Origin of the sequence: Rhodococcus sp. KB6, assembly GCF_001445685.1 — a bacterium.
Lineage (GTDB): Bacteria > Actinomycetota > Actinomycetes > Mycobacteriales > Mycobacteriaceae > Rhodococcus_F > Rhodococcus_F qingshengii.
This window is the reverse complement of the sequence record NZ_LNAK01000043.1, coordinates 675481-698496: the sequence shown is the minus strand read 5'-3', so window position 1 is coordinate 698496 and position 23016 is coordinate 675481. Positions and strand designations below refer to the sequence as shown.

23 protein-coding genes are annotated in these 23016 nt (G+C 62.9%); 10 read left to right on the top strand and 13 right to left on the bottom strand.

Translation table 11 applies throughout. The features are described from left to right. Nucleotides 1-7: 7 nt before the first annotated feature. The 5 genes from ASU23_RS10425 to ASU23_RS10405 form a co-directional block, all read right to left on the bottom strand. Nucleotides 8-1225 carry a sensor histidine kinase gene (locus tag ASU23_RS10425; protein WP_030534943.1) on the bottom strand — a complete coding sequence of 406 codons (1218 nt, stop codon included), beginning with the start codon at nucleotides 1223-1225 and terminating at the stop codon, nucleotides 8-10. After that, nucleotides 1222-1608, bottom strand: a complete 387-nt coding sequence (locus ASU23_RS10420) for an MmcQ/YjbR family DNA-binding protein (RefSeq protein ID WP_042921394.1) — start codon at nucleotides 1606-1608, stop codon at nucleotides 1222-1224. Before ASU23_RS10420 ends, ASU23_RS10425 begins: the two co-directional genes overlap by 4 nt. Before the next feature lie 4 nt (nucleotides 1609-1612). Then, nucleotides 1613-2830: a lipase family protein gene (locus ASU23_RS10415; protein ID WP_050654687.1), complete on the bottom strand. Its 1218-nt coding sequence runs from the start codon at nucleotides 2828-2830 to the stop codon at nucleotides 1613-1615. A 15-nt stretch (nucleotides 2831-2845) separates the two neighbouring features. Beyond that, complete coding sequence (locus ASU23_RS10410) at nucleotides 2846-4492, bottom strand: Na+/H+ antiporter (RefSeq protein WP_003939739.1); 1647 nt, start codon at nucleotides 4490-4492, stop codon at nucleotides 2846-2848. A gap of 121 nt (nucleotides 4493-4613) precedes the next feature. Next, nucleotides 4614-4805, bottom strand: a complete 192-nt coding sequence (locus ASU23_RS10405) for an antitoxin (RefSeq protein ID WP_003940164.1) — start codon at nucleotides 4803-4805, stop codon at nucleotides 4614-4616. Nucleotides 4806-4985: 180 nt separating this feature from the next. On the opposite strand from ASU23_RS10405, the gene ASU23_RS10400 reads away from it, so the two are divergent. Next, entirely contained in the window at nucleotides 4986-6128 is a 1143-nt protein-coding gene (locus tag ASU23_RS10400) for a diguanylate cyclase (RefSeq protein WP_003940053.1), read from the top strand. A 6-nt stretch (nucleotides 6129-6134) separates the two neighbouring features. Here the strand turns inward: ASU23_RS10400 and ASU23_RS10395 are convergent, their stop codons facing one another. The 3 genes from ASU23_RS10395 to ASU23_RS10385 all read right to left on the bottom strand — a co-directional run bounded on the left by ASU23_RS10395 (nucleotide 6135) and on the right by ASU23_RS10385 (nucleotide 10625). Next, nucleotides 6135-8639 (bottom strand): cation-translocating P-type ATPase, encoded by a 2505-nt coding sequence (locus ASU23_RS10395; RefSeq protein WP_003940410.1) that lies wholly within the window; start codon nucleotides 8637-8639, stop codon nucleotides 6135-6137. A gap of 76 nt (nucleotides 8640-8715) precedes the next feature. Further along, complete coding sequence (locus ASU23_RS10390) at nucleotides 8716-9831, bottom strand: MBL fold metallo-hydrolase (protein WP_058037850.1); 1116 nt, start codon at nucleotides 9829-9831, stop codon at nucleotides 8716-8718. A gap of 62 nt (nucleotides 9832-9893) precedes the next feature. After that, nucleotides 9894-10625, bottom strand: coding sequence for an enoyl-CoA hydratase (locus ASU23_RS10385; protein ID WP_003940192.1), 732 nt, complete (start codon nucleotides 10623-10625; stop codon nucleotides 9894-9896). Between the two features lie 112 nt (nucleotides 10626-10737). Here ASU23_RS10385 and ASU23_RS10380 point away from each other — a divergent pair, with 112 nt between their 5' ends. Both ASU23_RS10380 and ASU23_RS10375 read left to right on the top strand, forming a co-directional pair. Next, nucleotides 10738-11841 (top strand): NAD(P)-binding domain-containing protein, encoded by a 1104-nt coding sequence (locus ASU23_RS10380; protein ID WP_058037849.1) that lies wholly within the window; start codon nucleotides 10738-10740, stop codon nucleotides 11839-11841. Beyond that, a complete protein-coding gene (locus tag ASU23_RS10375) occupies nucleotides 11838-13280 on the top strand; it encodes a phospholipase D-like domain-containing protein (RefSeq protein WP_058037848.1) in 1443 nt (480 codons plus the stop codon). The genes ASU23_RS10380 and ASU23_RS10375 overlap by 4 nt, the downstream gene beginning before the upstream one ends. Nucleotides 13281-13284: 4 nt before the next feature. Here ASU23_RS10375 and ASU23_RS10370 read toward each other — a convergent pair whose 3' ends face one another. After that, a complete protein-coding gene (locus ASU23_RS10370) occupies nucleotides 13285-13794 on the bottom strand; it encodes a hypothetical protein (RefSeq protein WP_058037916.1) in 510 nt (169 codons plus the stop codon). Nucleotides 13795-14171: 377 nt separating this feature from the next. On the opposite strand from ASU23_RS10370, the gene ASU23_RS10365 reads away from it, so the two are divergent. From ASU23_RS10365 to ASU23_RS10340, 6 genes are all read left to right on the top strand, one after another. Next, entirely contained in the window at nucleotides 14172-17018 is a 2847-nt protein-coding gene (locus ASU23_RS10365; protein ID WP_253741272.1) for an ATP-binding protein, read from the top strand. After that, nucleotides 17015-17431: a roadblock/LC7 domain-containing protein gene (locus ASU23_RS10360; protein WP_003940329.1), complete on the top strand. Its 417-nt coding sequence runs from the start codon at nucleotides 17015-17017 to the stop codon at nucleotides 17429-17431. The genes ASU23_RS10365 and ASU23_RS10360 overlap by 4 nt, the downstream gene beginning before the upstream one ends. 5 nt (nucleotides 17432-17436) lie before the next feature. Beyond that, nucleotides 17437-17811: a DUF742 domain-containing protein gene (locus tag ASU23_RS10355; RefSeq protein ID WP_058037846.1), complete on the top strand. Its 375-nt coding sequence runs from the start codon at nucleotides 17437-17439 to the stop codon at nucleotides 17809-17811. Then, a complete protein-coding gene (locus ASU23_RS10350) occupies nucleotides 17792-18379 on the top strand; it encodes an ATP/GTP-binding protein (protein ID WP_003940118.1) in 588 nt (195 codons plus the stop codon). The genes ASU23_RS10355 and ASU23_RS10350 overlap by 20 nt, the downstream gene beginning before the upstream one ends. Before the next feature lie 40 nt (nucleotides 18380-18419). Beyond that, the gene (locus tag ASU23_RS10345; RefSeq protein WP_003939865.1) at nucleotides 18420-19214 is read left to right on the top strand and encodes an MHYT domain-containing protein; all 795 of its coding nucleotides are present in this window, start codon (nucleotides 18420-18422) and stop codon (nucleotides 19212-19214) included. Between the two features lie 63 nt (nucleotides 19215-19277). Then, complete coding sequence (locus tag ASU23_RS10340) at nucleotides 19278-19814, top strand: AAA family ATPase (protein WP_054781217.1); 537 nt, start codon at nucleotides 19278-19280, stop codon at nucleotides 19812-19814. A 12-nt stretch (nucleotides 19815-19826) separates the two neighbouring features. On the opposite strand, the gene ASU23_RS10335 is transcribed toward ASU23_RS10340, so the two are convergent. Both ASU23_RS10335 and ASU23_RS10330 read right to left on the bottom strand, forming a co-directional pair. Next, on the bottom strand, nucleotides 19827-20285 hold the full coding sequence (locus ASU23_RS10335) for a GNAT family N-acetyltransferase (RefSeq protein ID WP_058037845.1): 459 nt from the start codon (nucleotides 20283-20285) through the stop codon (nucleotides 19827-19829). A 56-nt stretch (nucleotides 20286-20341) separates the two neighbouring features. Further along, entirely contained in the window at nucleotides 20342-20968 is a 627-nt protein-coding gene (locus tag ASU23_RS10330) for a helix-turn-helix domain-containing protein (protein ID WP_007727793.1), read from the bottom strand. 39 nt (nucleotides 20969-21007) lie between these two features. Between ASU23_RS10330 and ASU23_RS10325 the strand changes: the two genes are divergently transcribed. Beyond that, nucleotides 21008-22030 (top strand): NAD(P)/FAD-dependent oxidoreductase, encoded by a 1023-nt coding sequence (locus ASU23_RS10325; RefSeq protein ID WP_058037844.1) that lies wholly within the window; start codon nucleotides 21008-21010, stop codon nucleotides 22028-22030. 9 nt (nucleotides 22031-22039) lie between these two features. Here ASU23_RS10325 and ASU23_RS10320 read toward each other — a convergent pair whose 3' ends face one another. Both ASU23_RS10320 and ASU23_RS10315 read right to left on the bottom strand, forming a co-directional pair. After that, on the bottom strand, nucleotides 22040-22459 hold the full coding sequence (locus tag ASU23_RS10320; protein WP_042451127.1) for a DUF5313 family protein: 420 nt from the start codon (nucleotides 22457-22459) through the stop codon (nucleotides 22040-22042). Nucleotides 22460-22514: 55 nt separating this feature from the next. Beyond that, on the bottom strand, nucleotides 22515-22988 hold the full coding sequence (locus tag ASU23_RS10315) for a MarR family winged helix-turn-helix transcriptional regulator (protein ID WP_003939892.1): 474 nt from the start codon (nucleotides 22986-22988) through the stop codon (nucleotides 22515-22517). Nucleotides 22989-23016 lie beyond the last annotated feature (28 nt).

The window sequence follows — 23016 nt, the reverse complement described above, 5'->3', positions numbered from 1 at the left end:
GCGAGAATCAGACGTGAATACCCTGCTTGAACTTGGGAACACGCATGCTGACCTTCGTACCGGCACCCGGCGCTGTCTCCACCACGAGTCCGTAGTCGTTGCCGAACGCGGCACGAAGTCTGTCGTCGACGTTGGCCAAACCGACGTGAGCAGCTTCTCGTGCGCTGGGTCGCCCCGATCCCGACTCGATGGCGTCGAGCGAACCGGAGCGCAGTAGTTCGGGGTCCATCCCCACACCGTCGTCCTCGACGCTGATGATGCAGTCCGGTCCCTCGTCCGCAGCCACGATGCTCACGGTCCCGCCCTCCGGCTTACTCGAAATGCCGTGACGAACCGCGTTCTCGACCAGCGGTTGGAGGGCAAGGAAAGGAAGAACCACGTTGAGCACTTCGGGTGCTATCTGAAGGCGGACGTTCAGAGCCTCCCCGAATCGCGCGCGTTCGAGGGTCAGGTAACGATCGATGTTGCGCAGCTCGTCGGCAAGCAGGGTGAACTCACCCGCAGATCGGAACGAGTACCGCGTGAAGTCCGCGAACTCGAGGATCAGTTCTCTGGCCCGCGCCGGATCGGTTCGAACAAACGATGCGACCGTGTTGAGCGCGTTGTAGATGAAATGAGGACTGATCTGTGCGCGCAGGGCACGCACTTCGGCTCGATCCAACAGGGCTCTGGACGCGTCGAGGTCGGCGAGTTCGATCTGACTGCAGGCATATCGTGCCACCTCGGTGACCGCTCCGAGCATTCCCGGCCACGGGTCCTCGCTGGTGACGATTCCCAGTACGCCGACCACGCCGATGTCCTCGATCAGCAGGGGCTGAGCGATCAGCGCTCGCACATGGTGATCGCTCGGTCCGCGCACCAGGTCCGAGTGCGTGACGAGTACCCGGCGTTCGCCTTCGATCGCACGAATGGCGGCGTCGTGGAATTGTTCGGACAACGCTTCGTGACGGCCGTCCCACGCCAACAGGTTTCCCGACGCGTCTGCCAGGCCCAGACCGGAGCCGCCGGTCAGCTCACGTAGGTGAGGCGCCGCCTCGGCGGCCGAATTCTCGTCGAGTCCACGCCGAAGTGGCCGCGCGGCAAGCGAAGCCGTATGGAGAGCGGCATGGACGGCACGTTCGGTGGGGGTGGTCACCTCACGTCTGGTGCGCATCCACACAGCCGTCAGCGCCCCGGCCACTGCGAGAATCAGCACGCTGAGAAGCGCGACCACGGCCGGACTCACCGCGAGTCCTCGTCCAGTTTCCGTATCAGTGTTTTCGGAGCCACCGTGCGGTACGCATCTTCGACGACGTCGGCTACGTCGTTCCAGAATTTCTCGTCCTCGGTCTCGTCGGCACTCGGAACGTCGAGGTACACGCCGATCCATCCCCGGCCACCCACGTACGGAGGGACGAAGAACCTCGACGGGTCACGACTGACCCAATCTGCCTGCGCCCCAGGTGGGGCCGCGGCCCAGATCGCGACGCGATCGTCGTGGTGGTGATCTGCCATGGTGACGAACTGCGGCGCCTTGCGCACGAACCACGACGCTTCACCGTGGCTGACCCGCTCGGTCGCCTCCGGCAATGCCAGTGCAAGAGCGCGGATTCGCTCCAACGGCGTCATCGATTCACGACCCGCAGGTATTCGGTGCCGGAACACCTGCAAATCGATCCTTCACCCACGCGACAGCTCCCGGCACAGCGGCGCCGTCCGCATGACCTTCACCCGGTCGCGCCTGGAATTCGATGACGTCACCGTCGGCGCAGGCGCGTTCGACTGCCGCCTCGGTCCATTCCGGACGGATCAGGTTGTCGTTGGTACCGACGACTACGTACATCGGACCGCTCGCGCGTTGACGGGGAAGAGCAACATCGCTGAGCCACGCGTGAATTCGGTCCGCATCCTCGGCGGTGGCCGGCCGCGTGTCGGCGGGCGTCACCTTTCCGACCAGACCCAACTTCTCCGTCGCCCGAGCGGTCAGGCACGAGGTGAGCAGGTCGTAGTTCTGCTCGAATGCGCCGCGCACGTAGTCGGTTCGTTCGAGGTCCGGATGGGTGAGGGACAGCCCTTCGAGTACATAGGGCAGCAGCAGTTGCTGAGGCAGTGACAGATTCACCTCGGAATCACTCGAGATGATCGGCGAGATGTCCGCTGCCGGGGACAGGTTTGCTGCACCGACGAATTCGAGTCCGTCGCCGTAGGTGTCGGCTTCCTCGGCTGCCGCCCAGGATGCCTGCCCGCCTTGGGACAGCCCCAGAGTTGCCCAACGAGTCGAGGTGTCCGGAACGACGTTGCGCGCCGCTCGAACCGCGTCGATGACGTTGAACGCCGCGGTGTCCGGTTGCAGGTAAGGATGCGGGTCCGGAGTGCCGAGGCCCTCGAAGTCGGAGACAGCGACCACGTATCCCGAGTCGAGGAACGGCGCGACCAGGCCGATCGTGCCGAACAGGGTCGGCGAGGCCGACGGCGCGCAGTCGTCCGAAATACCCGTCGTGCCATGGCCGATGGAGACGATCGGCCAACCGCCCTCCGGCGGAGTTCCAGGCGGCGTGAACACCGTTCCCGACACCTGAGTCTCTCGGCCGTCGATACCGGAGGTGGAGCCGTACAGGATTTTCACCGCGCTTGCTCCGGACGCCGCCACTTCGGCTGTGCTGGTGAAGGGTTCACTGTCGAACACGACGCCACGTTGCGCACTGCTCTCGACCGACGGGGTTGTCGTGGTCGAGGTGTCGGTGACGGAGACATCCGGCGAGGCATCCGATCCGCAGCCGACGCTCACGAGAAGTGCGCTCGCCACCACGACTCCCCAGACTGCGCGAACCCTCGAACTCCGAACAGTCATACGCAGTGTTCCCCTCTATTTGCCCGCACCGCTACCTGCTCGGCGACGCCTGACACGTTCCTCTGCTGCGGCCTCTTCGATGTCGAGTCCTTCCAATACGGTACGCAATACCTCGTCGTCGAGATCTCCGTCGTCACGTGCGGCGATCAGCGCAACTCGTTGCGAGCGCAGTGACTGATGCCGGAACTTGTCGAACAGAGCTCCCGCATTCCACAAGGCGGCCTCGCGATCGGCGTCCTCGTCGACCTCCTGGAGTTGAAGCCTCGCCTGCATCGAGCGTCGTACGCGTTCGACGATCGCCTGCAGTTCCTTCCCGTCGATCCCCGGCGGAGGGTGCGCGGCCGCGTCTGCCAACGCCTTCTCTCCCGCCTTGCGAGAAATGTTGCGGGCCAACTCCATCTGTTCCTGCGTGCGCAACTGCTCGTAAGGATCCGCGACGTCGAGGCGACGGATCATGAACGGCAAGGTAGATCCCTGGATGAGCAATGTCCCGACCGCGACGATGAACGCGATCGCCTGGATGACGCCGCGTCCGGGGAACGGCTCGCCGGACGAGAGTGCAAACGGGATACCGCCGGCCGCAGCAAGAGTGACGACGCCGCGCATTCCAGCCCACGAGACCACCAGATTCTGTTTCCACGTCAGTTGATTCTCGCGATCACGGCGCAGGGTTACACCGAATCGCACACGCGAGTAGCTCAGGAACAGCCACACCGGCCGAATCACGATGACAACGGCCAGGACTGCGAGACCGTACGCGAACACGTGAAGCACCGGAAGTCCGTCGGCGACAACATCGTCGATCACAAAGCTCAGCTGGAGCCCCATGTATGCGAAGACGAACATCTCGAGAAGAGTGTCCAGGCTCGACCACACCGAGCGCTCCTGCAATCGCGTCATGATCGACGCGTCCGTCGAATAGTGCCCGATCACCAGACCAGCGACCACAACGGCCAGAACACCGGACGCGTGTAGTTCTTCGGCGGCCAGGTAGGCAGCGAACGGAAGCACCAACCCCAAGCCGGTTTCCAGTGGAGAGTCGTACATGCGGGCACGAACGAACTTGACGACAAACGCGAGCACCAAGCCGACGACAACGCCGCCGATCACTTCATACGCGAAGAACAACAGGGGCGAATCGGTGGCAATTCGCGTTCCGGTCACTGCTGCGACGGCGACGGTGAAGAGCGTGAGCGCGGTGGCGTCGTTGACGAGCCCCTCGCCCGTCAGGATGGCGATCACCCGTTTCGGGAGCCCGAGCTTCTGACCGACCGCCACCGCGCTGACGGCGTCGGTCGGCGCGATCACGGCCCCGAGCACCAGGGCGGCGCCGATCGTGAACTCGGGCACCATCCATTCGGCGAAGAAGGCAACCACGAACGCCGTCACCAACACCATTCCGACGCCGAGGCGCAAGATCGGGGCCAAGTTGCGTTTGAAGGTCGCCACCGAGAATTTCAGAGCGGCCGAGTAGAGAAGCGGCGGCAGGACCACACCGAGAATGACGTGGGGATCGAGTTCCGGCCGCGGCATACCGGGTATGAAGGATGCGACCGAACCTACCGTCACCAAAACCAGCGGAGCCTGCAGGTTTCGTCGATTGGACAGCCCGGTGACTGCGATGGCGGCAATGACGACCAGCAGAATCCAGGTGAAGTTCACGCGTTCATTCTGCCCGCCGACCCTGGGAGTTCACCTAGCGGACGCACAGAAGCCCGCAACCTTTTCGGTGACGGGCCCCTGAGCAACGGTGCTACCGAAAAACGGTATGCCGAATCCGGTATTACTGCTTTTCGGGAACAGCCTTCTTGGCGGCCTCAGCTGCCTTGTCGATCTGATCGCCGTACTTGTTGCCGGTCTTGTCGTCGGCGATGTCGGCGACCTTGTCGATAGCGTCGTGAACCTTGTCGGAGTTCTCCGCTGCGAGCTCCTGGCCCTTTTCGACCAATCCCTTGACGTTGTCCAAGAAACCCATGTCCGTGTCCTCTCCCGGTGCTGACGCACATCCTTCGGCGGAATCGTTCCTCCGCGCCCTTCGATTCTCACAGGTCGACGGCCTCTGCGCCAGAAAGCAGGTCCGTGCGTTCGAGCCGTGCGCAACTCGAGGTAGCGTTAACCCGCCAATAGCTGATTGACCACCCATCGACATCGACAGGTGCCCGGTTTGAATGCAGGACTGCGCGGGACGGGGAGCGACCCCTACCCCACGCGTGAACTGCTGTCCCGGTGGTGGTCGGATCGCACCGATTACACCTGGCTCCCCCGATTCCTCGACACTCGCGGGCTGACCGTTCCCGGACGCAAATTAGTCGCGGTGTGGTGTTTTCTCTTCGCCCTGATCGCGGCGACCATGCAGTTGAGCCGCTTCGGTTCCGACACCGCCCTGGCGCGGTCGATCTTCGCCCTCGGAACTATCAGTGGCGCCTATGCGGGCTACCGCTGGGCGCGTAATGAATCGTGGCCAACTTGGCGACAATCCGTGGCCTTTGTCGTCTGGGCCGACCTGTGGCTCGCCGTCACTCTCTTCTTCGCCGTACGCACCGCTTTCGTCGGAACCATCGGCTGCATCCTGTTCATCATGATCGGCTTCTATGCGGCGATAGTTCACAGCCCTCGCGTTGCCATCAGCCACATCGGTTGGGCTCTTGCTGTCTGCACGACGCTCGCTGCCATGGCGATGTCCGAGCCGGTCAACGACGACTGGGTGGTCGTGAATCTCTATCTGATGGTTGCCGGTGTGGTTTTCTCCACCGCATGGATTCTGCAGATCGTCTGGCTGCGCCTGACCGACGACGCACGCAACGCCCACCGGGACTACCTCACCGCGACACTCAATCGCCGCGGACTCCAGGACGAGGCACAGCATCTGCTGCGCAGTGATCGAACGCAGGCTCTGATCGCACTACTCATCGACGTCGACTCGTTCAAAAACCTCAACGACACGCACGGGCACGTCGCGGGCGACGACGCGTTGACCGCTGTCGCCGACCGCCTCATCGCTGCCGCCGGCCCCGATGCGGTGGTGGCTCGAATCGGTGGAGACGAGTTCGTCGTCCTGCGCGGAGTCGATCGAGGAGATATCGAGCAGGTCGCCACCGAGATACATTCGGCGGTTTCGTCCGACTCCGATCCCTATCCTGTGTCCGCCAGTACCGGCGTCAGTGTCTATCTGAGTCCCGAGACGGACTTACCGGATCGGGCTGTCAACGAACTGATCGAGCACGCAGACAATGCGATGTACCGAGCCAAGAAGCGGGGCGGCGATCGCATTGCCTGGGTGCAGATGTTCAGGCGCTGAAACTACTCACTCACTGTGGGCATGGTGATGCTCGCCGGGCAGGTCGTCGGGTGTCGCGAACATCTTTCGTTTCTCCCCGTGCAGGCGTGCGCTGATCCACCACGAGAGTTCCACGAGTACAACGCCGATCGCGCCGAGGGTGATCGCGAGCGTCGTCGCAGCGACGTTGCTCGGATCCAGTTTGAAGAACTCGCGGGTGAACGGCAGCGCGAACAGGATGAGGTATCCGGCCACCGACCCGCCGATCAGAACGAGCTTCCACCAGACGTACGGCCGAGCCACGACGGCCAGAACCCACACGGCGATCATGATCAACGTGATGAGCGCACTGGTTCCGGCCTGGATCTTCTGGGTTTCCGTCTGGTCCGGGCCTTGGTAAGCCAATACGTAGGAGATGAACGTGGTGATGCCGATGATCAGGCCCGACGGCAACGCCAGACGCATCACGCGCGAGACGAAACCGGTTCGCGCGCGCTCGTTGTTGGGTGCCAGAGACAAGATGAAGGCCGGGATACCGATCGTGAACCACGCTGCGATCGTGACGTGGCGGGGCAGGAACGGGTACGGCAGCGGTTCGAAGTCGAAGACCTGGGACAGGACGCCGGTGATGCCGATCAGGAACGCAAGCACCACCGAGTAGACGGTCTTGGTCAGGAACAGATTCGACACACGCTCGATGTTGCCGATCACTCGGCGGCCTTCCGCGACGACGTACGGGAGCGTCGCGAACTTGTTGTCCAGCAGCACGATCTGGGCCACGGCTCGGGTAGCCGGGCTGCCCGACCCCATCGAGACTCCGATGTCGGCGTCCTTGAGGGCGAGCACGTCGTTGACGCCGTCACCGGTCATCGCGACGGTATGTCCGCGAGACTGCAAGGCCGCGACCATTTCCCGCTTCTGATCCGGTCGCACTCGACCGAACGTCGTTGCTCCGTCGAGAGTGTCCGCCAGCTTTTCCTGATCGCTGGGCAGCTCTCGCGCGTCGATGGGGCGGTCGCCGCCTTCGAGTCCGAGGGATCCGGCAACGGCGCCGACGGAAACCGCGTTGTCGCCGGAAATGACCTTGACCGCGACCTTCTGGCTGGCGAAGTACTCCAACGTCTCCTGGGCGTCCGGGCGCACTTTCTGCTCGAGCACGACCAGAGCTTCGGGGGTGACGGTGCCAGGGGCGTCGGCGTCGTCGACGGGGAGGTCGCTGCTGCCGAGCATGAGGACACGAAGTCCGCTCGAACCCACTTCCTCGGCCTTGCGGGCCATTTCCGAGTCGGGATCGAGCAGCACGTCCGGGGCACCGAGTACCCAGTTGCCGTGACTGCCGTACGACTGGCCGCTCCACTTCTTCGCCGAGGAGAACGGCGCCACCGCTGTCGCTTCGCCCCACCCGGAGTCGTCGGAGAGAGACTCGCGAATCGCCAGGACACTCGCGTTGGGGCGAGGGTCGGACGCGGCCATCGCGCTCAACGCGGACTTGACCGCAGTCTCCCCCGATCCACCCGGTGCGACGTCGACCTCGGACAGGCGCATGCCGTTCTCGGTCAGCGTTCCGGTCTTGTCCGCGCACACCACGTCGACACGGGCCAGACCCTCGATCGCCGGCAACTCCTGAACGAGGCACTGGCGCTTGCCCAACCGGATCACACCGACCGCAAATGCAATGGACGTCATGAGCACAAGGCCTTCGGGAACCATCGGAACCAGAGCTGCCACCATGCCGTTGAGTGCCGGTCGGATCGGCAGGCCGATCGTGAAGAGCTGATTGAAGATGATCAGCGCACCCGCCGGAATCATCAGGTAGGTGATGAACTTCAGGATCTTGTCGATGCCGCTACGCAGTTCGGAATGCACGAGGGTGAACTTGCTCGCCTCTTCGGCCAGCTTGGCCGCGTATGCATCGCCGCCGACCTTGGTGGCGCGGTATGCACCGCTGCCCGCGGCAACAAAACTGCCCGACAACACTTGCTGGCCACTCGCCTTGTGAACCGGATCGGCCTCACCGGTGAGCAGCGATTCGTCGACCTCGAGTGCAGCCGAACTGACCACCTCACCGTCGACTACTATCTGGTCACCGGATCCGAGTTCGATAATGTCGTCGAGCACAACATCTTTGGGCGCCATCGCCACGGCGACGCCGTCACGCCTGACCATGGGCTTGGCCTGACTCACGATGGCCAGAGCGTCGAGCGTGCGCTTGGCGCGGATCTCCTGGATGATGCCGATACCGCTGTTCGCGATGATCAGCAGTCCGAACATGCCGTCGATGATCGAACCCGTCGCGAGCACGATCACCAACAACACGGTCAGGATCGCGTTGATGCGAGTGAAGACGTTGCCGCGAATGATGTCCTTGACCGAGCGGGACGCCCGGTCCGGTACATCGTTGGTTTGTCCCGACGCGATCCTTGCTGCAACCTGATCGGCGGTCAGACCGCGGGCGACGTCGACGTCGTCCGGCAATCGCTCAGGCGCTACCGCCACTGCTGTCTCTTCTGAACTGGTGTGCTCGTGAGCCATGGTCAAAGATTACGCACCCGGAGCAACTAATCAGGGTGCGACTCGACAGGCAACCACGTCCGCGACACTTCGCCGCTCAGCCCAGCGGTATCCACCACTTCGACGGCGGTGTCGGTGACAACGCGTCGATCCTGCCGCCCGGCATCGGGACCGACACTGTTGTGCCCGCATCTGCAGCCGACTCGTCGAGGCGAATGATCGGCTCCGACCACGAGTGAAACGCGAGGTTGAACGTCGCCCAGTGAATCGGGACGAAGACACCGCGCGACCCGTCGCCCTTGTTGAGGTCGATGTGCGTCTGCACTGCCTCTTCCGGATTCATGTGGATGTCCGGCCAGCGCACGTCGTACGCACCGACGGGGAGAAGCGTCAGATCGAAAGGCCCATAGGTTTCACCCAGCTGTTCGAAACGTGATGTGTATCCGCTGTCACCACCGAAGAAGACCCGGTGCTTCGGCCCGGCGAATACCCACGACGCCCACTGGGTCGTGTTCCGGACAAGGCCACGACCGGAGAAGTGACGAGCCTCCGTGCACGTGAGGACCAGGTCGCCGATCTTGGTCGACTCGTCCCAGTCCAGTTCCACGATCCGGTTCTCGGGCACCTTCCAGTGCCGCAGGTGCGCACCGATACCGATCGGCACGACGAACGGAGCGGTCTGTGTACGAGTCAGGGTCTTGACCGTAGCCATGTCGAGATGGTCGTAGTGATCGTGAGAGATGACCATCGCATCCACTGCAGGCAGTTCGGTCAAAGCCACCGGAGTGGGGTGCATGCGTGCGGGACCTACTGTGGCCGAGGGTGATACGCGTTCACTCCACACCGGATCGGCGAGAACGCGGTAGCCGTCGACCTCGACGAGAACGCTCGAATGGCCGTACCACGTCACCGCCGCGTCGCCGGCTGCCGCCGGTGCCAGCGGAGTGGCCAACGGAATCGGCCGACGCGGCCGACCCGTCGACCCTCGCGTGGCCATCGACTTGAACATTCCGACATCGGTGCCCGGAACCAGTGTGCTGCTGGGCTCCGAGTTGTGGAACTGGCGGTCCCGGTATCGCGGGGACATCGCCGCATACGGTTGCACCGTGTTTCGCGAGGCCCCGATCTGCGTCGGGATGCCCCATGCGGCTCGCGCCACCCACCCCGTCGCCGCGGCAACAGCAGCAACTCCGAGAACCGTCGTCTTCTTCATTCAGACGAGCGTAGCCACTATCTGCCCTGCGTGCCCGGCGCCTGTTTTCCCTGCAACCAGCTTTACTTACCCTTGAATACGGGAGGGCGGTTCTCGATGCGGGCAGCGCGGGCTTCCTGGACGTCCTCGCTGAGCCAGGCGGCGTGAAGCGCGTCGAGCTGCTCGGGAGACTGCTCCTCCATGGTGCCGTCGTCGTTGAGAACCATCTTCATGTGCCGCAACGACAGCGGTGCGAGATTTGCAATGCGGTGTGCCCATTCCTGAGCGTCGTCGAGGGTTCCAATTTTGTTGGCGAGGCCGCGAGTGAAGGCTTCTTCGGCGCCGATCTGTTCGATGCCGAGCAAAATGGTGCGCGCGGGACCGCCGCCGACCAGCGACGCGAGCCGACGCATCGTCCACTTGTCCACCGAGACACCGAGGGTGGCGGCCGGGATTCCGAAGCGAGCGCTCGGCGCTACGACGCGAAGATCCGACGCGATGGCCAGTTGCGTGCCCGCGCCGATGGCCGGACCGTTGACAGCGGCAATGACGGGGATGGGCGCCGTGTCGATAGAGCGAAGCATCTCGAACAGACGATCGGTGAAGCCCTCCATGTAGACGTCGCCGGAAAGGTCCGCGCCTGCACAGAACGCCGATCCCTCACCGGTGATGACGACGACGTGCGCGTGCTCGGCTACCGCCGCGTTCATCGCGTCCCGTATTGCGATGCAGAGTTCCGCGCTGAGCGCATTACGACGCTCGTGACGCTGCAACTCGATGGTCACGACGTTGCCGTCACGGGAGAACCCGATCATGTCCGCTCACTTTCGTTTCTGGAAGGCTCGACACAGGGATGTTCCGAGGCGCCGATACCGTCCGCATACTTCTCTGCAGCTAAGTTCTGTACATCAGGAGGTTAGATTACCGATGAGTACAGACGACCTTGCCGCACAGCAACCACACCCGGTTGACGTGGTGGTGATCGGCGCCGGACAGGCCGGACTCTCCGCCGCGTACTACCTGCGCAAGTTCGGAATCGAGCCCGAATCGGGGTTCGTGGTGCTCGATCATGCGTCGGGGCCGGGCGGGGCGTGGCAGTTCCGTTGGCCGAGCCTGACACTGAGCACCGTCAACGGCGTCCATGACCTCCCGGGAATGTCCTTCGCGGAAACCACCGGTACAGACGCCGAACAGGTGCCTGCATCGGTGGCGGTCCCCCACTACTTCGAACTGTACGAAAAGCAATTCGAACTTCCCGTCCACCGCCCGGTACACACGCGAGTGGTGTGTCCGAGGGAAGAGCGCCTGCGGATCGAGACCGACCAGGGAGTATTCGCGGCGCGAGGCTTGATCAACGCGACGGGGACCTGGGAGCGGCCCTTCATCCCCCACTATCGCGGGGCCGAGTCGTTCCGTGGCCGACAACTGCACACGAAGGACTATCGAACCGCTGCCGAGTTCGAAGGCAAACATGTCGTCGTGGTCGGCGGCGGGATCTCGGCTGTCCAACTGCTCGACGAGATCTCACGCGTCACGACCACTACCTGGGTGACGCCGCGCGAACCCGAGTTCCGCGACGAGCCGTTCACGCCGGACATCGGCCGCGCTGCGGTTGCCATGGTCGAAGATCGTGTACGACGCGGCCTGCCACCGGGATCCGTTGTCTCGGTGACCGGCCTCCCGGTAACGCCTGCCATCCGGGCAGCACGTGAGCGTGGTGTGATGAATCGACTGCCGATGTTCTCCGAAATTCTTCCGAACGGCGTGAAATGGGCCGACGGTACCGTCGCCGACGCCGATGTCATCTTGTGGTGCACCGGTTTTCGTAGCTCACTCGATCACCTGGCGCCGTTGCACCTGCGCGGACCGGGTGGCGGAATCCCGATGACCGGGCGCCTCGCCACGCAGGTCGAAGCCGACCCTCGCGTGCACCTGGTGGGATACGGACCGTCGTCGTCGACGATCGGAGCCAACCGCGCCGGCCAAGCGGCAGCGCGCGAACTGACCGCGTACCTGGGAATCGGCGAATGAACAGAATCCTTGTTCCGGGCGAAACCTGCTGGCGCATCGAACCGGCGGACAATCTTGCCTGCATCGTCGACGCCGCTGACTACTTTCATCATGCGAAGTCCGCAATGCTGCAAGCTGAAAAGCGAATCATGTTGATCGGCTGGGACTTCGACACGCGCATCAAACTCGAACCAGGCGAGCAGACTCTCGACGGCCCCAACCGGTTGGGAATGTTCCTCCGCTGGCTCGTCCGCGAGATACCCGACCTCGAAATCCTCGTACTCAAATGGAACATCGGCGCGTTCACCGCAATCGGCCGCGGCATGACTCCCGTCTTCGTGTCCAACTGGCTGACCGACGAGCGCCTACGGTTCGAGATCGACGGCGCCCACCCGGTTGGTGCGGCGCACCATCAGAAAATCATCGTCATCGACGACGCTCTGGCGTTCTGCGGCGGCATCGACATGACTGTGGACCGCTGGGACACCTCGGATCACGTCGACCGAAACAATTATCGAATCACGCCGAGCGGAAGGCGTTACGGCCCTTGGCATGACGCAACCACGGCGGTCGACGGCAATGCGGCTGCGGCCATCGGCGAATTGGCGCGGGCACGCTGGAAATCCGCAACCGGCGAGGATCTGACACCGGTCAAGAGCACTGCGACTCCGTGGCCCGTCAATTTGGCTCCCACCTTGCGGGTGGTCGACGTAGCCGTCGCCAGAACATTGCCGGAACTCGGCGAGCGCGCGGAGGTTCGTGAGATCGAGGCGCTGTATCTCGCGGCCATCGCCGGCGCCGAACACACGCTGTACATCGAAAGCCAGTACCTCGCATCACGCACGCTGGCCGAGGCGATTGCCGCGCGTCTACGTGAGGCCGACGGGCCGGAAATCGTTCTGGTCATTCCCCGCAATGCCGATGGATGGCTCGAACAAAAGGCGATGGACGGGGCACGCCACGACCTGCTGCATTTGCTGTGGTCGGCCGATATCCACGACCGTTTCGGTGCGTTTTATCCCGTGACCTCTTCTGGCGCACCTATTTACGTACACGCCAAGGTTCTCGTGATGGACGATCGCCTCCTGCGAATCGGGTCGTCGAATCTCAACAACCGTTCGATGGGCTTCGACACCGAGTGCGACATCGCCGTCGAATCCGACGACGACGCAGATGTCGAGTTGCGCGCCTCGATCATCGGATTGAGGCGCCACCTACTCAGCGAGCACCTCGACGTCACCGAGGAAGAAGTCGACGACGCGTTGGGCGAGCAGTCACTGTTGTCGACGGTTCGCGCTCTCTCGACCTCCGACGCTCGCAGTCTGCGCGAATTCGACCGGAACACAGTCGACGGCGAAGACCACGTGCTCGCTGAAAATGCACTGATGGATCCCGAGCGCACGCCGCCCAGACTGAGCGATCGAATCGAAGGATTGCGCCGCCTGCTCGGCAAACGCTGAGACTCTAGAACACGCGCACGCAGTGCCCGGTTGCCAGCGCGAGTTCGACGAGCGTTGCACCGTGAACACTCGGGACGAGCGCGAGGAGAAACGTATCGCTGTCGCTGTCGAGCCAGGCAAGTGAAACGCCCGTATCGGTGATGTTGTCGCCGATACGGGCGAGAAGCGATTCGAGTCCGGCAGCTCGATCGAAGGCCACGACAAGACTGTCCGACCACTCCCACGATCCCGCCGGCGCCGACGTGAGCACTCGCAGCTGACCCAGAACCTCGGCAGCATCCTCGTTCCAGTCCACCCAGACCAGGCGTTCTTGTTCGTGCAATGCGTCGACGAGAGCAAACCACGCCATTTCCGGGTGTGGCTTCTCGAGCGTCTGTGAGTACAACTCGTTCTGTACTTCGACATACCGTTCCGGTTGGTCGATCGCGAGAGTCACACGATCGATGACAACAGCGCTGTCAGGGGCGAGCAGTTCGGCGATCGCGCGCAACGCGTCGCGAGCAGTTCCACTCACTATGGCTCCAAGTTCAATTCGGTCATCGGTGCGGTTTCCACATTCTGACATGCGTGTGCGCCTCGTTCGGACGTGTCCTCGATGTCGGGACACGAGCCAGATGCTTGCCGTGAGTTCCGCGAATTCCCGGGCAGCACTACTCGCCGAGCTACCAAATTGGACTATCCGGCTATCCCATTCGCCGCACTTGTCCGTTTACCCTTTCACCTGGCCTTACAATCCGGATATAGTCATCGGCGATCCGAGAAGCCAACTGGGATGTAGCGAGCCAGCGAACAGTCTGTTACCGTTCAGCTAACTACCCCTTCTGGTCAAACCGGATCGAAGGGGTTCGGGCAATGACCCACGGGGGTTGACGTGAAGGGGCCATGTTCCGCATGAAACACGATTCACACACGACAACCTCTTGGTGGTCGATCGGCGAATGGCGCCTGGGATGGAAGGTCATCGCCGTTCTCGCATTGCCGATGATCGTCGCCGTCGTCCTCGGAGCCCTTCGCGTTCAGACGGAACTCGAAGAAGCCGCACAGCTGAGTTCCTCGTCCGAGCGCGCCCTCGCTGTGCCCGCCGCGATCAATCTCGAATCCGCGCTGTACGAGCTCGCCGAAGCCGCATCGGCACGCACTGACACCGGCCCCGCCACACAAGCGGTTTCGGACGCAATGGATCAACTGGTCGACGCCGCGCGCGCGTTCCAGTCCGACGACGATCTCAACGACCAAGTGACTTCGGCGCTCGCAGAGAGCCGTTCCATCACGGAGGAGGTCGCCGCCGGCGCGGTGGCTCCCGCACGCTTGGTTTCGCGGGTCGGCGAAGTCTCTCGCGCACTCTCGAGCATCTTCACCAGCGTCGTCGAGCATTCTCAGCGTCCGGCGCTGCGCGAAGAGGGTGGCCGACTCTCAGCACTCTGGGATGCGCGACGAGCACTGGCCGAACAACGAATCCTCTTCGGCTCAGGTGATCCGGACCAGCAGGCTCGTACCTCGATGGTCAGTGCCGCCGGTGCCGAACTGGTCGCTCTGAACAACATTCTCGCCATCGACGGGAGCAACGACACCGTCCGGACCCTCAGCAACTCCGCTCAGAACCGGATCAACGCACTCGGATCAACCCCGTCGACCTCTCCTCTGGGGAGCCGCGTCGGTACCGATCTGAAATCCGGAAACGACCAGTACAACAGCCTGACCGACACCACCGTCACCGAGTTCGGCGATACCGTCACCGCTGAATCCAATGCAGCACGAGCCGCAGCACTTCGTGACACTGCAATCGTGCTCGGCGCGGTCCTGCTGGCACTGGCCATCGCCCTCGTCATCAGCCGATCGCTCATCGATCCGATCCGTCGGCTGCGATTTGCCGCATTGCAAGCAGCACGACGCGGACTCCCCGACGCGATCGAACGAATTCGCGCAGGTGCCAGTATCGACGACGTCGACTTCGCCCGTGTACCGATCCGCACCCACGAGGAAATCGGCGAGCTTGCACGCGCGGTGGACGACATGCACGGTCAGGCCATCACGCTGGCCGGCGAGCAGGCCACCCTGCGGCGCCAGGTCAACGACATGTTCGAAACGCTGTCGAGGCGTAACAAGTCCCTCGTCGACCAGCAACTCGGTTTGATCGAACAGTTGGAGCAGGACGAAGACGACCCTCGTCGCCTCGAGAATCTGTTCCGGCTCGACCACATCGCCGCGAGAATGCGTAGAAACGGCGACAACTTGTTGGTTCTCGCCGGAACCGATGTACGCCGCGCCAGAACCGCCCCCGTCGCTCTCGGCGATATCCTTCGTGCGGCGGTATCAGGCGTCGAGGAATATCGACGCGTCGAACTCGGGCAGATACCGCCCGGAGTCGTCACCGGTCATGCTGCCCCGGACGTCGTTCACCTCATCGCTGAACTGCTCGACAATTCTCTGCGGTACTCCCCGCCGGAGACCACCGTCTCCATCAACGCTGCCCGCACCATCGACGGCTCCATGATCGTCGAGATCGCAGATCTCGGTATCGGCATGTCGCCTGCCGATATCCTCGATGCCAACGAGCGCCTCGCCGCCGGCGGCGAGATGAGCGCGGATACAGCGCGTCGCATGGGTTTGTTCGTCGTGAGCCGAATCAGTCGTCGCTACAACATCTCTGTGCGCCTGCGCCCGACGGCAACGTCGTCGACGCACAGCGGCATCACCGCAACGGTGCTCCTACCGACGTCGATACTCGATTCTTCTCGGGGACCCGAGATCCGCACGCCGCGAACCGGACCCGTGCCCACGCTCGATCGGACTCCGCCGCCCGCACCGTCTGAACCGTCCTGGTCAAAGCCCGTCCCGACCGAATTGGCACCCCCGCAGCCTGCGACCAGAAGTTTCGCAGATCTCCCGCGTCGAACGCCCAGCAACAGCACCGACCGGACTGAGACGTTCGCCCCGATCACACCGCAATCCATTCCCACGACAACAGCGCCTTCGGGGTTGCCACGTCGCACTCCGGGCACAAGTGGAGTACCGGCGGTCAGTACCTCGACTCCGACCACTGCTGCACCCGCCACCTCCGTGTCGTCCTTCGCTCCTCTGCCCGATCCCGAAGGCACAAGCGCATCGACGTCCCTTCCCGTGCGTACTCCTTCGCCGGAATTCACCTCGCCGGCACAGGGTCCCGAGATCCCGGTGGGTCCACACCCGTCGACAACCCCGCCGCCACGGCACCGGCTCTCAGCCCCGACGCCGACAAATACTGCGGCGTTCTTCTCCTCGCGCACCCGTGACGGGCTCTCTGCTCGCGCATCGGCGCGCGCTGACGGCGCGGGAGAGGGCAACTCGAACGGCGTACTCGCTGCCCCGACCACGATGCCGATTTTCGCCCGGATGGTGTCCGAGTGGCTCGTGGACCCGACGGCGGAGACTTCAGCTGCTTCCACCGGCAGTGCTTGGACCACCGACGCGGATCAAGGCTGGCTGGCCGCTCGGACCTCGTTCGAGATGCCGGTCACCAAGATCGCCGATTCCGGACTTCCCATTCGAGACCGCGGAGCCCGCCTGGTTCCCGGTGCCGTCGGGAGAGGCGGAACGACACAGCGCCATGCATCCAATCCGGCGGACGTCCAACGTGGTTGGAGCAGTTACCAATCCGGCGTACAACGAGGGCGTCGGCGCGCCGCCGACCATGAGCCCGATGGCGGACAGTCTTTCGAATCGTCCACGATGTTGCACAACGATGAAGGAGAACAGTGAACACTGTCGGAGCCCAAGAGACTCCCCGCGCACTCGACTGGCTGGTATCGGCTTTTGCCCGAGACGTGCCGGGTGTGAGTCACGCGATCATCGTCTCAGCCGACGGGTTGTTGACGGCCTCGAGCACACATCTTCCGCTCGATCGGGCCGATCAATTAGCCGCTGTCACTTCCGGACTCGCCAGCCTGTCCGCGGGGGCGTCACGCCTCTTCGACGGTGGAGCCGTCATGCAGTCCGTCGTCGAGATGGAGAACGGCTACCTGCTTCTCATGGGCGTCGGTAGTGGCGCTTACCTTGCCGCTCTCGCTGTCGCCGGATGCGACATCGGCCAGATCGGTTACGAAATGGCGACTCTCGTCGATCGCGTCGGCACCACCATGGACATTGCCCCGAGAACATCGCAGGGTATTTGAGTTCGATGCCTCACCATCAATCCGAGTACGACGACGCCGAACCGAGCTTGGTCCGGCCGTACGCGCTCACCGAAGGTCGGACCCTGCCGTCCATCGACCTCCCACTCGAAGCGATCATCGCGACGATCGAAGACGCGGTCTCGAACAAACTTGCACCGCAGGATATTCGTGCATCGATCGTCGCACTCTGCGAGCAGCGGATCTCGGTTGCCGAGATCGCTGCCCACCTGGGTGTTCCGATCGGAGTCGTGCGGGTACTGGTCGCCGACCTCGTAGTAGCCGGATCACTGGAAATACATGCCACTCTGCGAAGCGACGCATCTCGAGTCGAGCGACGCGAACTGATCGAAAGGACCCTCAGTGGACTTCGGGCACTCTGACTCATCGTCTCGCGTGAAATCGACAAAAATCGTGATCGCCGGGGGTTTCGGTGTTGGCAAGACAACACTTGTGGGGACCGTCTCCGAAATCGTCCCCCTTCGCACGGAGGCCATGGTCACCGACGCCAGCGACGGTATCGACAATCTCGGATCCACTCCCGACAAGAGCACCACGACGGTCGCGATGGACTTCGGGCGCATCACTCTCGCCGACGACCTGGTCCTCTATCTGTTCGGAACCCCGGGACAGCGCCGCTTCTGGTTCATGTGGGACGACCTGATCACCGGTGCGATCGGTGCGGTCATTCTGGTCGACACGCGTCGCCTGGAAGACAGCTTCGCCGCAGTCGACTTCTTCGAGGCGCGAGGCCTCCCGTTCATCGTGGCGGTCAACCGTTTCGACGGCGCACCAATCCATTCGGCGAGCGATCTCCGCCAGGCGTTGGCTCTACCCAACCGGGTTCCCATGATCGAGATCGACGCCCGAAACCGCGAATCAGCCAAACGCGCGCTGATCGCCGTCACCGAATACTCCCTCGAACGACTTGCAGCTGAAGCAGTCGTCTAGATGAATCACCAGATGCGAATCGTCGCCGAAAGGAACTGGCATGTCGGATGAAATGCACCATTTCTCGATGGGAATCTGGCTGCTCGGACTCGCCTACGTCGTGTCCGTGGTCGGGTCGGTAGTCGGCCTGGCGTGCACCAGGCATTCAGCGTCGGCGACGACAACCGCCACACGCATGCGATGGCTCGCCATGGCTGCCTTGTCGATCGGTGGCGTCGCCATCTGGCTCATGCATTTCATCGCCATGCTCGGCTTCGCGGTCCCCGGCAGTCCCATTCGATACAACCTCGGATGGACCGTGATCTCCGCGATCATCTCAGTAGGGGCCGTGTTTGTCGGCCTGCTGATCATCGGGACCGAATTTCGCTGGACGCGGCTTCTGATCGGGGGCGTGGTAACCGGTCTCGCCGTGAACATCATGCATTACACGGGTATGCGCGCCTTGCGCTTTCAGGGCGAGATCCACTACGACCTGCTCTTCGTTGCACTGTCGGTTCTCATCGCAGTCGTCGCCGGAACCGCTGCACTGTGGTTCACCATGGTGCTCGAGTCCACGATTCTGCGTTTTGTCGCCGGAATCATCATGGGCATCGCTGTCGTCGGTATGCACTACACCGGAATGGCCGCTGTCGAGGTTGTTCACGACGCGGCAGCCCCGGCGCCACAGGGACTCGAAGTGTTCTCATTCCTCTTCCCTGTCTTCGTTCTCGGCCTGCTGGCGTTGGCAGTTCCGATTGTCGCAGTGCTGACAGCACCCAACCGCGCGACGGCACGAATGGAATCCGCCGCCGACGATCTGGCGTTCGAAGCACGAGAGTTCGCGATCTCGAACTGAGCGAGTACGGGGCGAGTACGGGGCGAGTTCACGTAAATCGACAACGCCCCGTACATTTCGGGGATGGTGGATGCCGGACACAACCCCCAGCCATCGACTCGCGCAACGCTCGTCGTGATCGGTGGTTTGCCGGCCACCGGCAAGTCGACGATCGCGCGGGCGCTTGCGCAGCGTCACCAAATCCCCTTCGTGCGGATCGATACCATCGAACAGGCGCTGATCCGCAGCGGTATCGCTGACGGGTCCGGGACCGCCGGATACATCACCGGGTACGCGCTCGCCGCCGAACAATTGCGACTCGGACTTTCGGTCGTGGTCGAATGCGTCAACCCCGTCGAGGCGACACGAGACGCCTGGTCCGCTACCGCACAACATAATTCGGCGCGCCTGCTCGGTGTCGAGGTCATCTGTTCGGATCCCGACGAGCATCGCAGACGCGCTGAACGGCGAGTCGTCGACATCCCGGATCTCGTACCACCGACGTGGCAGGAAATTCTGGATCGAGACTACGAGCCGTGGACTACGGAACGGCTGGTGCTCGACACCGCAATCATGGACTCCGACAGTGCAGTACGACGCATCACAGCAAAGATGCTGTAGCGTGCGAGCTGCTCACAAGGTGAGAACGAAGAATGCGCTGTTCGGGTCTTCGCGGTAGTTCCCGAACCGTGGACAAGGCACGAACCCGAATTTCGCGTACAACCGGCGAGCTGGATCGAAGAACTCTTGCGTACCGGTCTCCAATTCGAGTTGCCGGTAACCTCGTTGTCTCGACTCGTCCACGACGTGTTGAAGAAGTCGCGTTCCCACGCCACGCCCCCTTGCTGCCGATGACGTTCGCATCGACTTGATCTCGCCGCCCGCCGACGACCGTTCCTTGAGCGCGACGCAACCGAGTAACTCGTCACCTTCGCTCCACAGCGTCCACATGGTCACAGAGATATCCATCAGCCCCGTGACGTCCAGCGCGTGAACGCTGTCCGAGGGCGAGGTCGCGTGCATGTCGGCGAGATGTTCGGTGAGTAGAGCACGGACCGCATCCCGACTCAGGTCGTCAATTTCGATTCGCACAGACCCTCACTGTCCTCTTCGCTTCCGGCAGCATCGAATGAAAGTATGACTGTCCGTCACTTCGCCGAAGGCCTGGCCCGAACGTGGATGCGTTCTCCTTGGGGGCCGAACAGACTCAGTACCTCGACCGGGCCGCGCCCGTCACTGCCGAACCAATGCGGGTTTCGGGTGTCGAATTCAGCAGCTTCACCCGTACCCATCACGATGTCGTGATCGGCCAACACCAACCGCAACCTCCCCGACAACACGTACAGCCATTCGTAGCCGTCGTGCACTTGGGGATCCGGTTCCGTCTGGCTTGCCGGGATGGTCATCTTGAATGCCTGCAACCCACCCGGTTGCCGAGTCAGCGGCAATACCGTTCGCCCACTGACGCTTCGAGGCGCACTCTGGATGCGTGGATCGGCGACCTGCGGTGCCGCCACCAGTTGGTCCAACGGCACTTGGTGGGCAAGCGCGATCGGAAGCAGCAACTCCAAGCTCGGGCGACGCTCCCCCGCTTCGAGCCTCGACAGGGTGCTCTTCGAAATACCGGTGGACTCGGACAGCGCTGTGAGCGTGACGTTCCTCTGTGTACGAATGCGTTTGAGGCGCGCGCCGATCTGCGAGATGGCGGCATCGATGTGCGGACCGTTGACATTCATGGTGCCGAGTCTGACGACGATTCCCAGAAATGGCAACATTAGTTGCTGAAGAACCCCCTCCGCGAGCAATCTGTGCTCATGCGAACACACACTGAAACTGAGATCCTCGACGCCGTGATCGTCGGCGGTGGCGCCGCCGGACTCAGCGCAGCCCTGGTGTTGGGTCGTGCTCGGCGCTCGGTCGCCCTCATCGATTCCGGCAAACCGCGCAACGCACCGGCAGCACACATGCACGGCTTCCTCTCGCGCGACGGCATGGCGCCACGTGAGTTGCTCGCCGTCGGACGCAGCGAATTGCAGACGTACGGAGTGGAATTGACACAAGATGACGTAGTCGACATCTCCTGGCGCGGTATCGAACCCGGCTTTGTCGTCGAACTTTCAGGAGGCACGACGCTCGAAACTCGTACTGTGCTGGTTGCCACCGGTCTACGGGATTCACTCCCGGAAATACCAGGCATCCAGGAGCTTTGGGGACAAAGCGTGCTCCATTGCCCGTACTGCCATGCGTACGAGATCAGCGACCAACCGATCGGCGTTCTCGGCGGCGACGCTCGCGAGATGTCACTTCACCAGGCGTTTCTACTCCGACAGTGGTCGTCGGATGTGACGTTCTTCCCCGACAAGATCTCGCTCACCCCCGACGAACGCGCGCGACTGGCTGCCCGAGGAGTGACGGTTGCCGACGGATCGGTATCTGGATTGGTCTGCGAGAAAAGCAAACTGAAAGCCGTCGAACTCGACAACGGCCAACTTGTTGCGCGCTCAGCACTGTTCGTTGCGCCGCGTTTCGTTCCGAACGACGCACATCTGACGCGACTCGGCTGCAAAACCAGCCCCACGGGATTCGTGGCTGTCGATCGTTCCGGCGCCACCGGTGTTCCTGGTATCTGGGGCGCCGGCAACGTCGTCGACCCTCGCGCCCAGGTAATCAATGCTGCGGCGGCAGGTTCGACCGCGGCAATCGCGATCAACGGATATCTGGTCGAGCAAGATGTCGAATCGGCTCTCCGTTCGACCGAGCCGGAAGGGGGCTTCTCGGCGACCGTGGAGCAACGCGTCTGCGAGTTGAACGGCGGCAGCGCCCTCCACGGCTTGTGACCGAGGTGTCTACGTCGCGGGGCCGCCGTGCAACTTCTCGTAGGCGGCCTTCTCGGCGTCGTGGCGCGAGATCTTCTTCGGGTTCTCGAGGTCGGAAGGCAAACCGTGACGCTCGAGGCGACGCGACCTGTTCTGAGCCATGTAGGAGACCGAATAGAACAGTGCCAGAAGCACTCCGAGCAGCACCATCGATGCCCGCAGGGCCCACGGTCCGGGGAAGAGCATGAAAGCCGCGAACACTGGAATGAACGGCACCATGCTTCGGATCAGGTGACGCGGCACGGCCCAGTCACCGATCAGGTCGTTTCGTACCCAGTCCTGCATCGAATCGGGCAGCTTGCGCCCCACTGAATAACCCAACCACTGAAGAGGATTCGGGCTCGTACGTTGCTTTTTGGAAGTCACGGAAGTCACCTGTTCGGTACGCATCGACGGTACTGACGCAGTCATCACGTTTCTTTCGGATGCAGTCATCACATTTCTCTCATTGGTCCAAGGCTCCGGCGCGGAGCGCGGCCTCGTTGACCCGCGTCAGAACGTTGTGGAGTTCTTCGAGTTCGGCGAGGCTGACGCCGAGCTTCGCGACAACCGCCGGCGGGATCTTCTCCGCCTCCGCGCGCAGTGCCACACCGGCTTCGGTGAGGTCCACGTCCAGTTGCCGTTCGTCGGCGCGGCTACGGGTTCGCGTGATCAGCCCGGACGCCTCGAGTCGCTTGAGGAGCGGCGACAGCGTCGGCGAATCGAGTTGCAGTGCCTGCCCGATTTCCTTGACCGCCATCGGCGACTTTCCCCACAGTGCCAGCATCACCAGGTACTGGGGATGCGTGAGGCCCATCGGCTCGAGCAGTGGCCGGTAGACGGACAGCACCGCCCGGTTCGCGACCGCAAGTGCAAAGCACACCTGCCGGTCGAGAGCCAGCGGATCATCCATCTGCGTCTGCGGAGCCTTCGTCGTCATGAATCCGATGTTATCAGATTAATTAGTG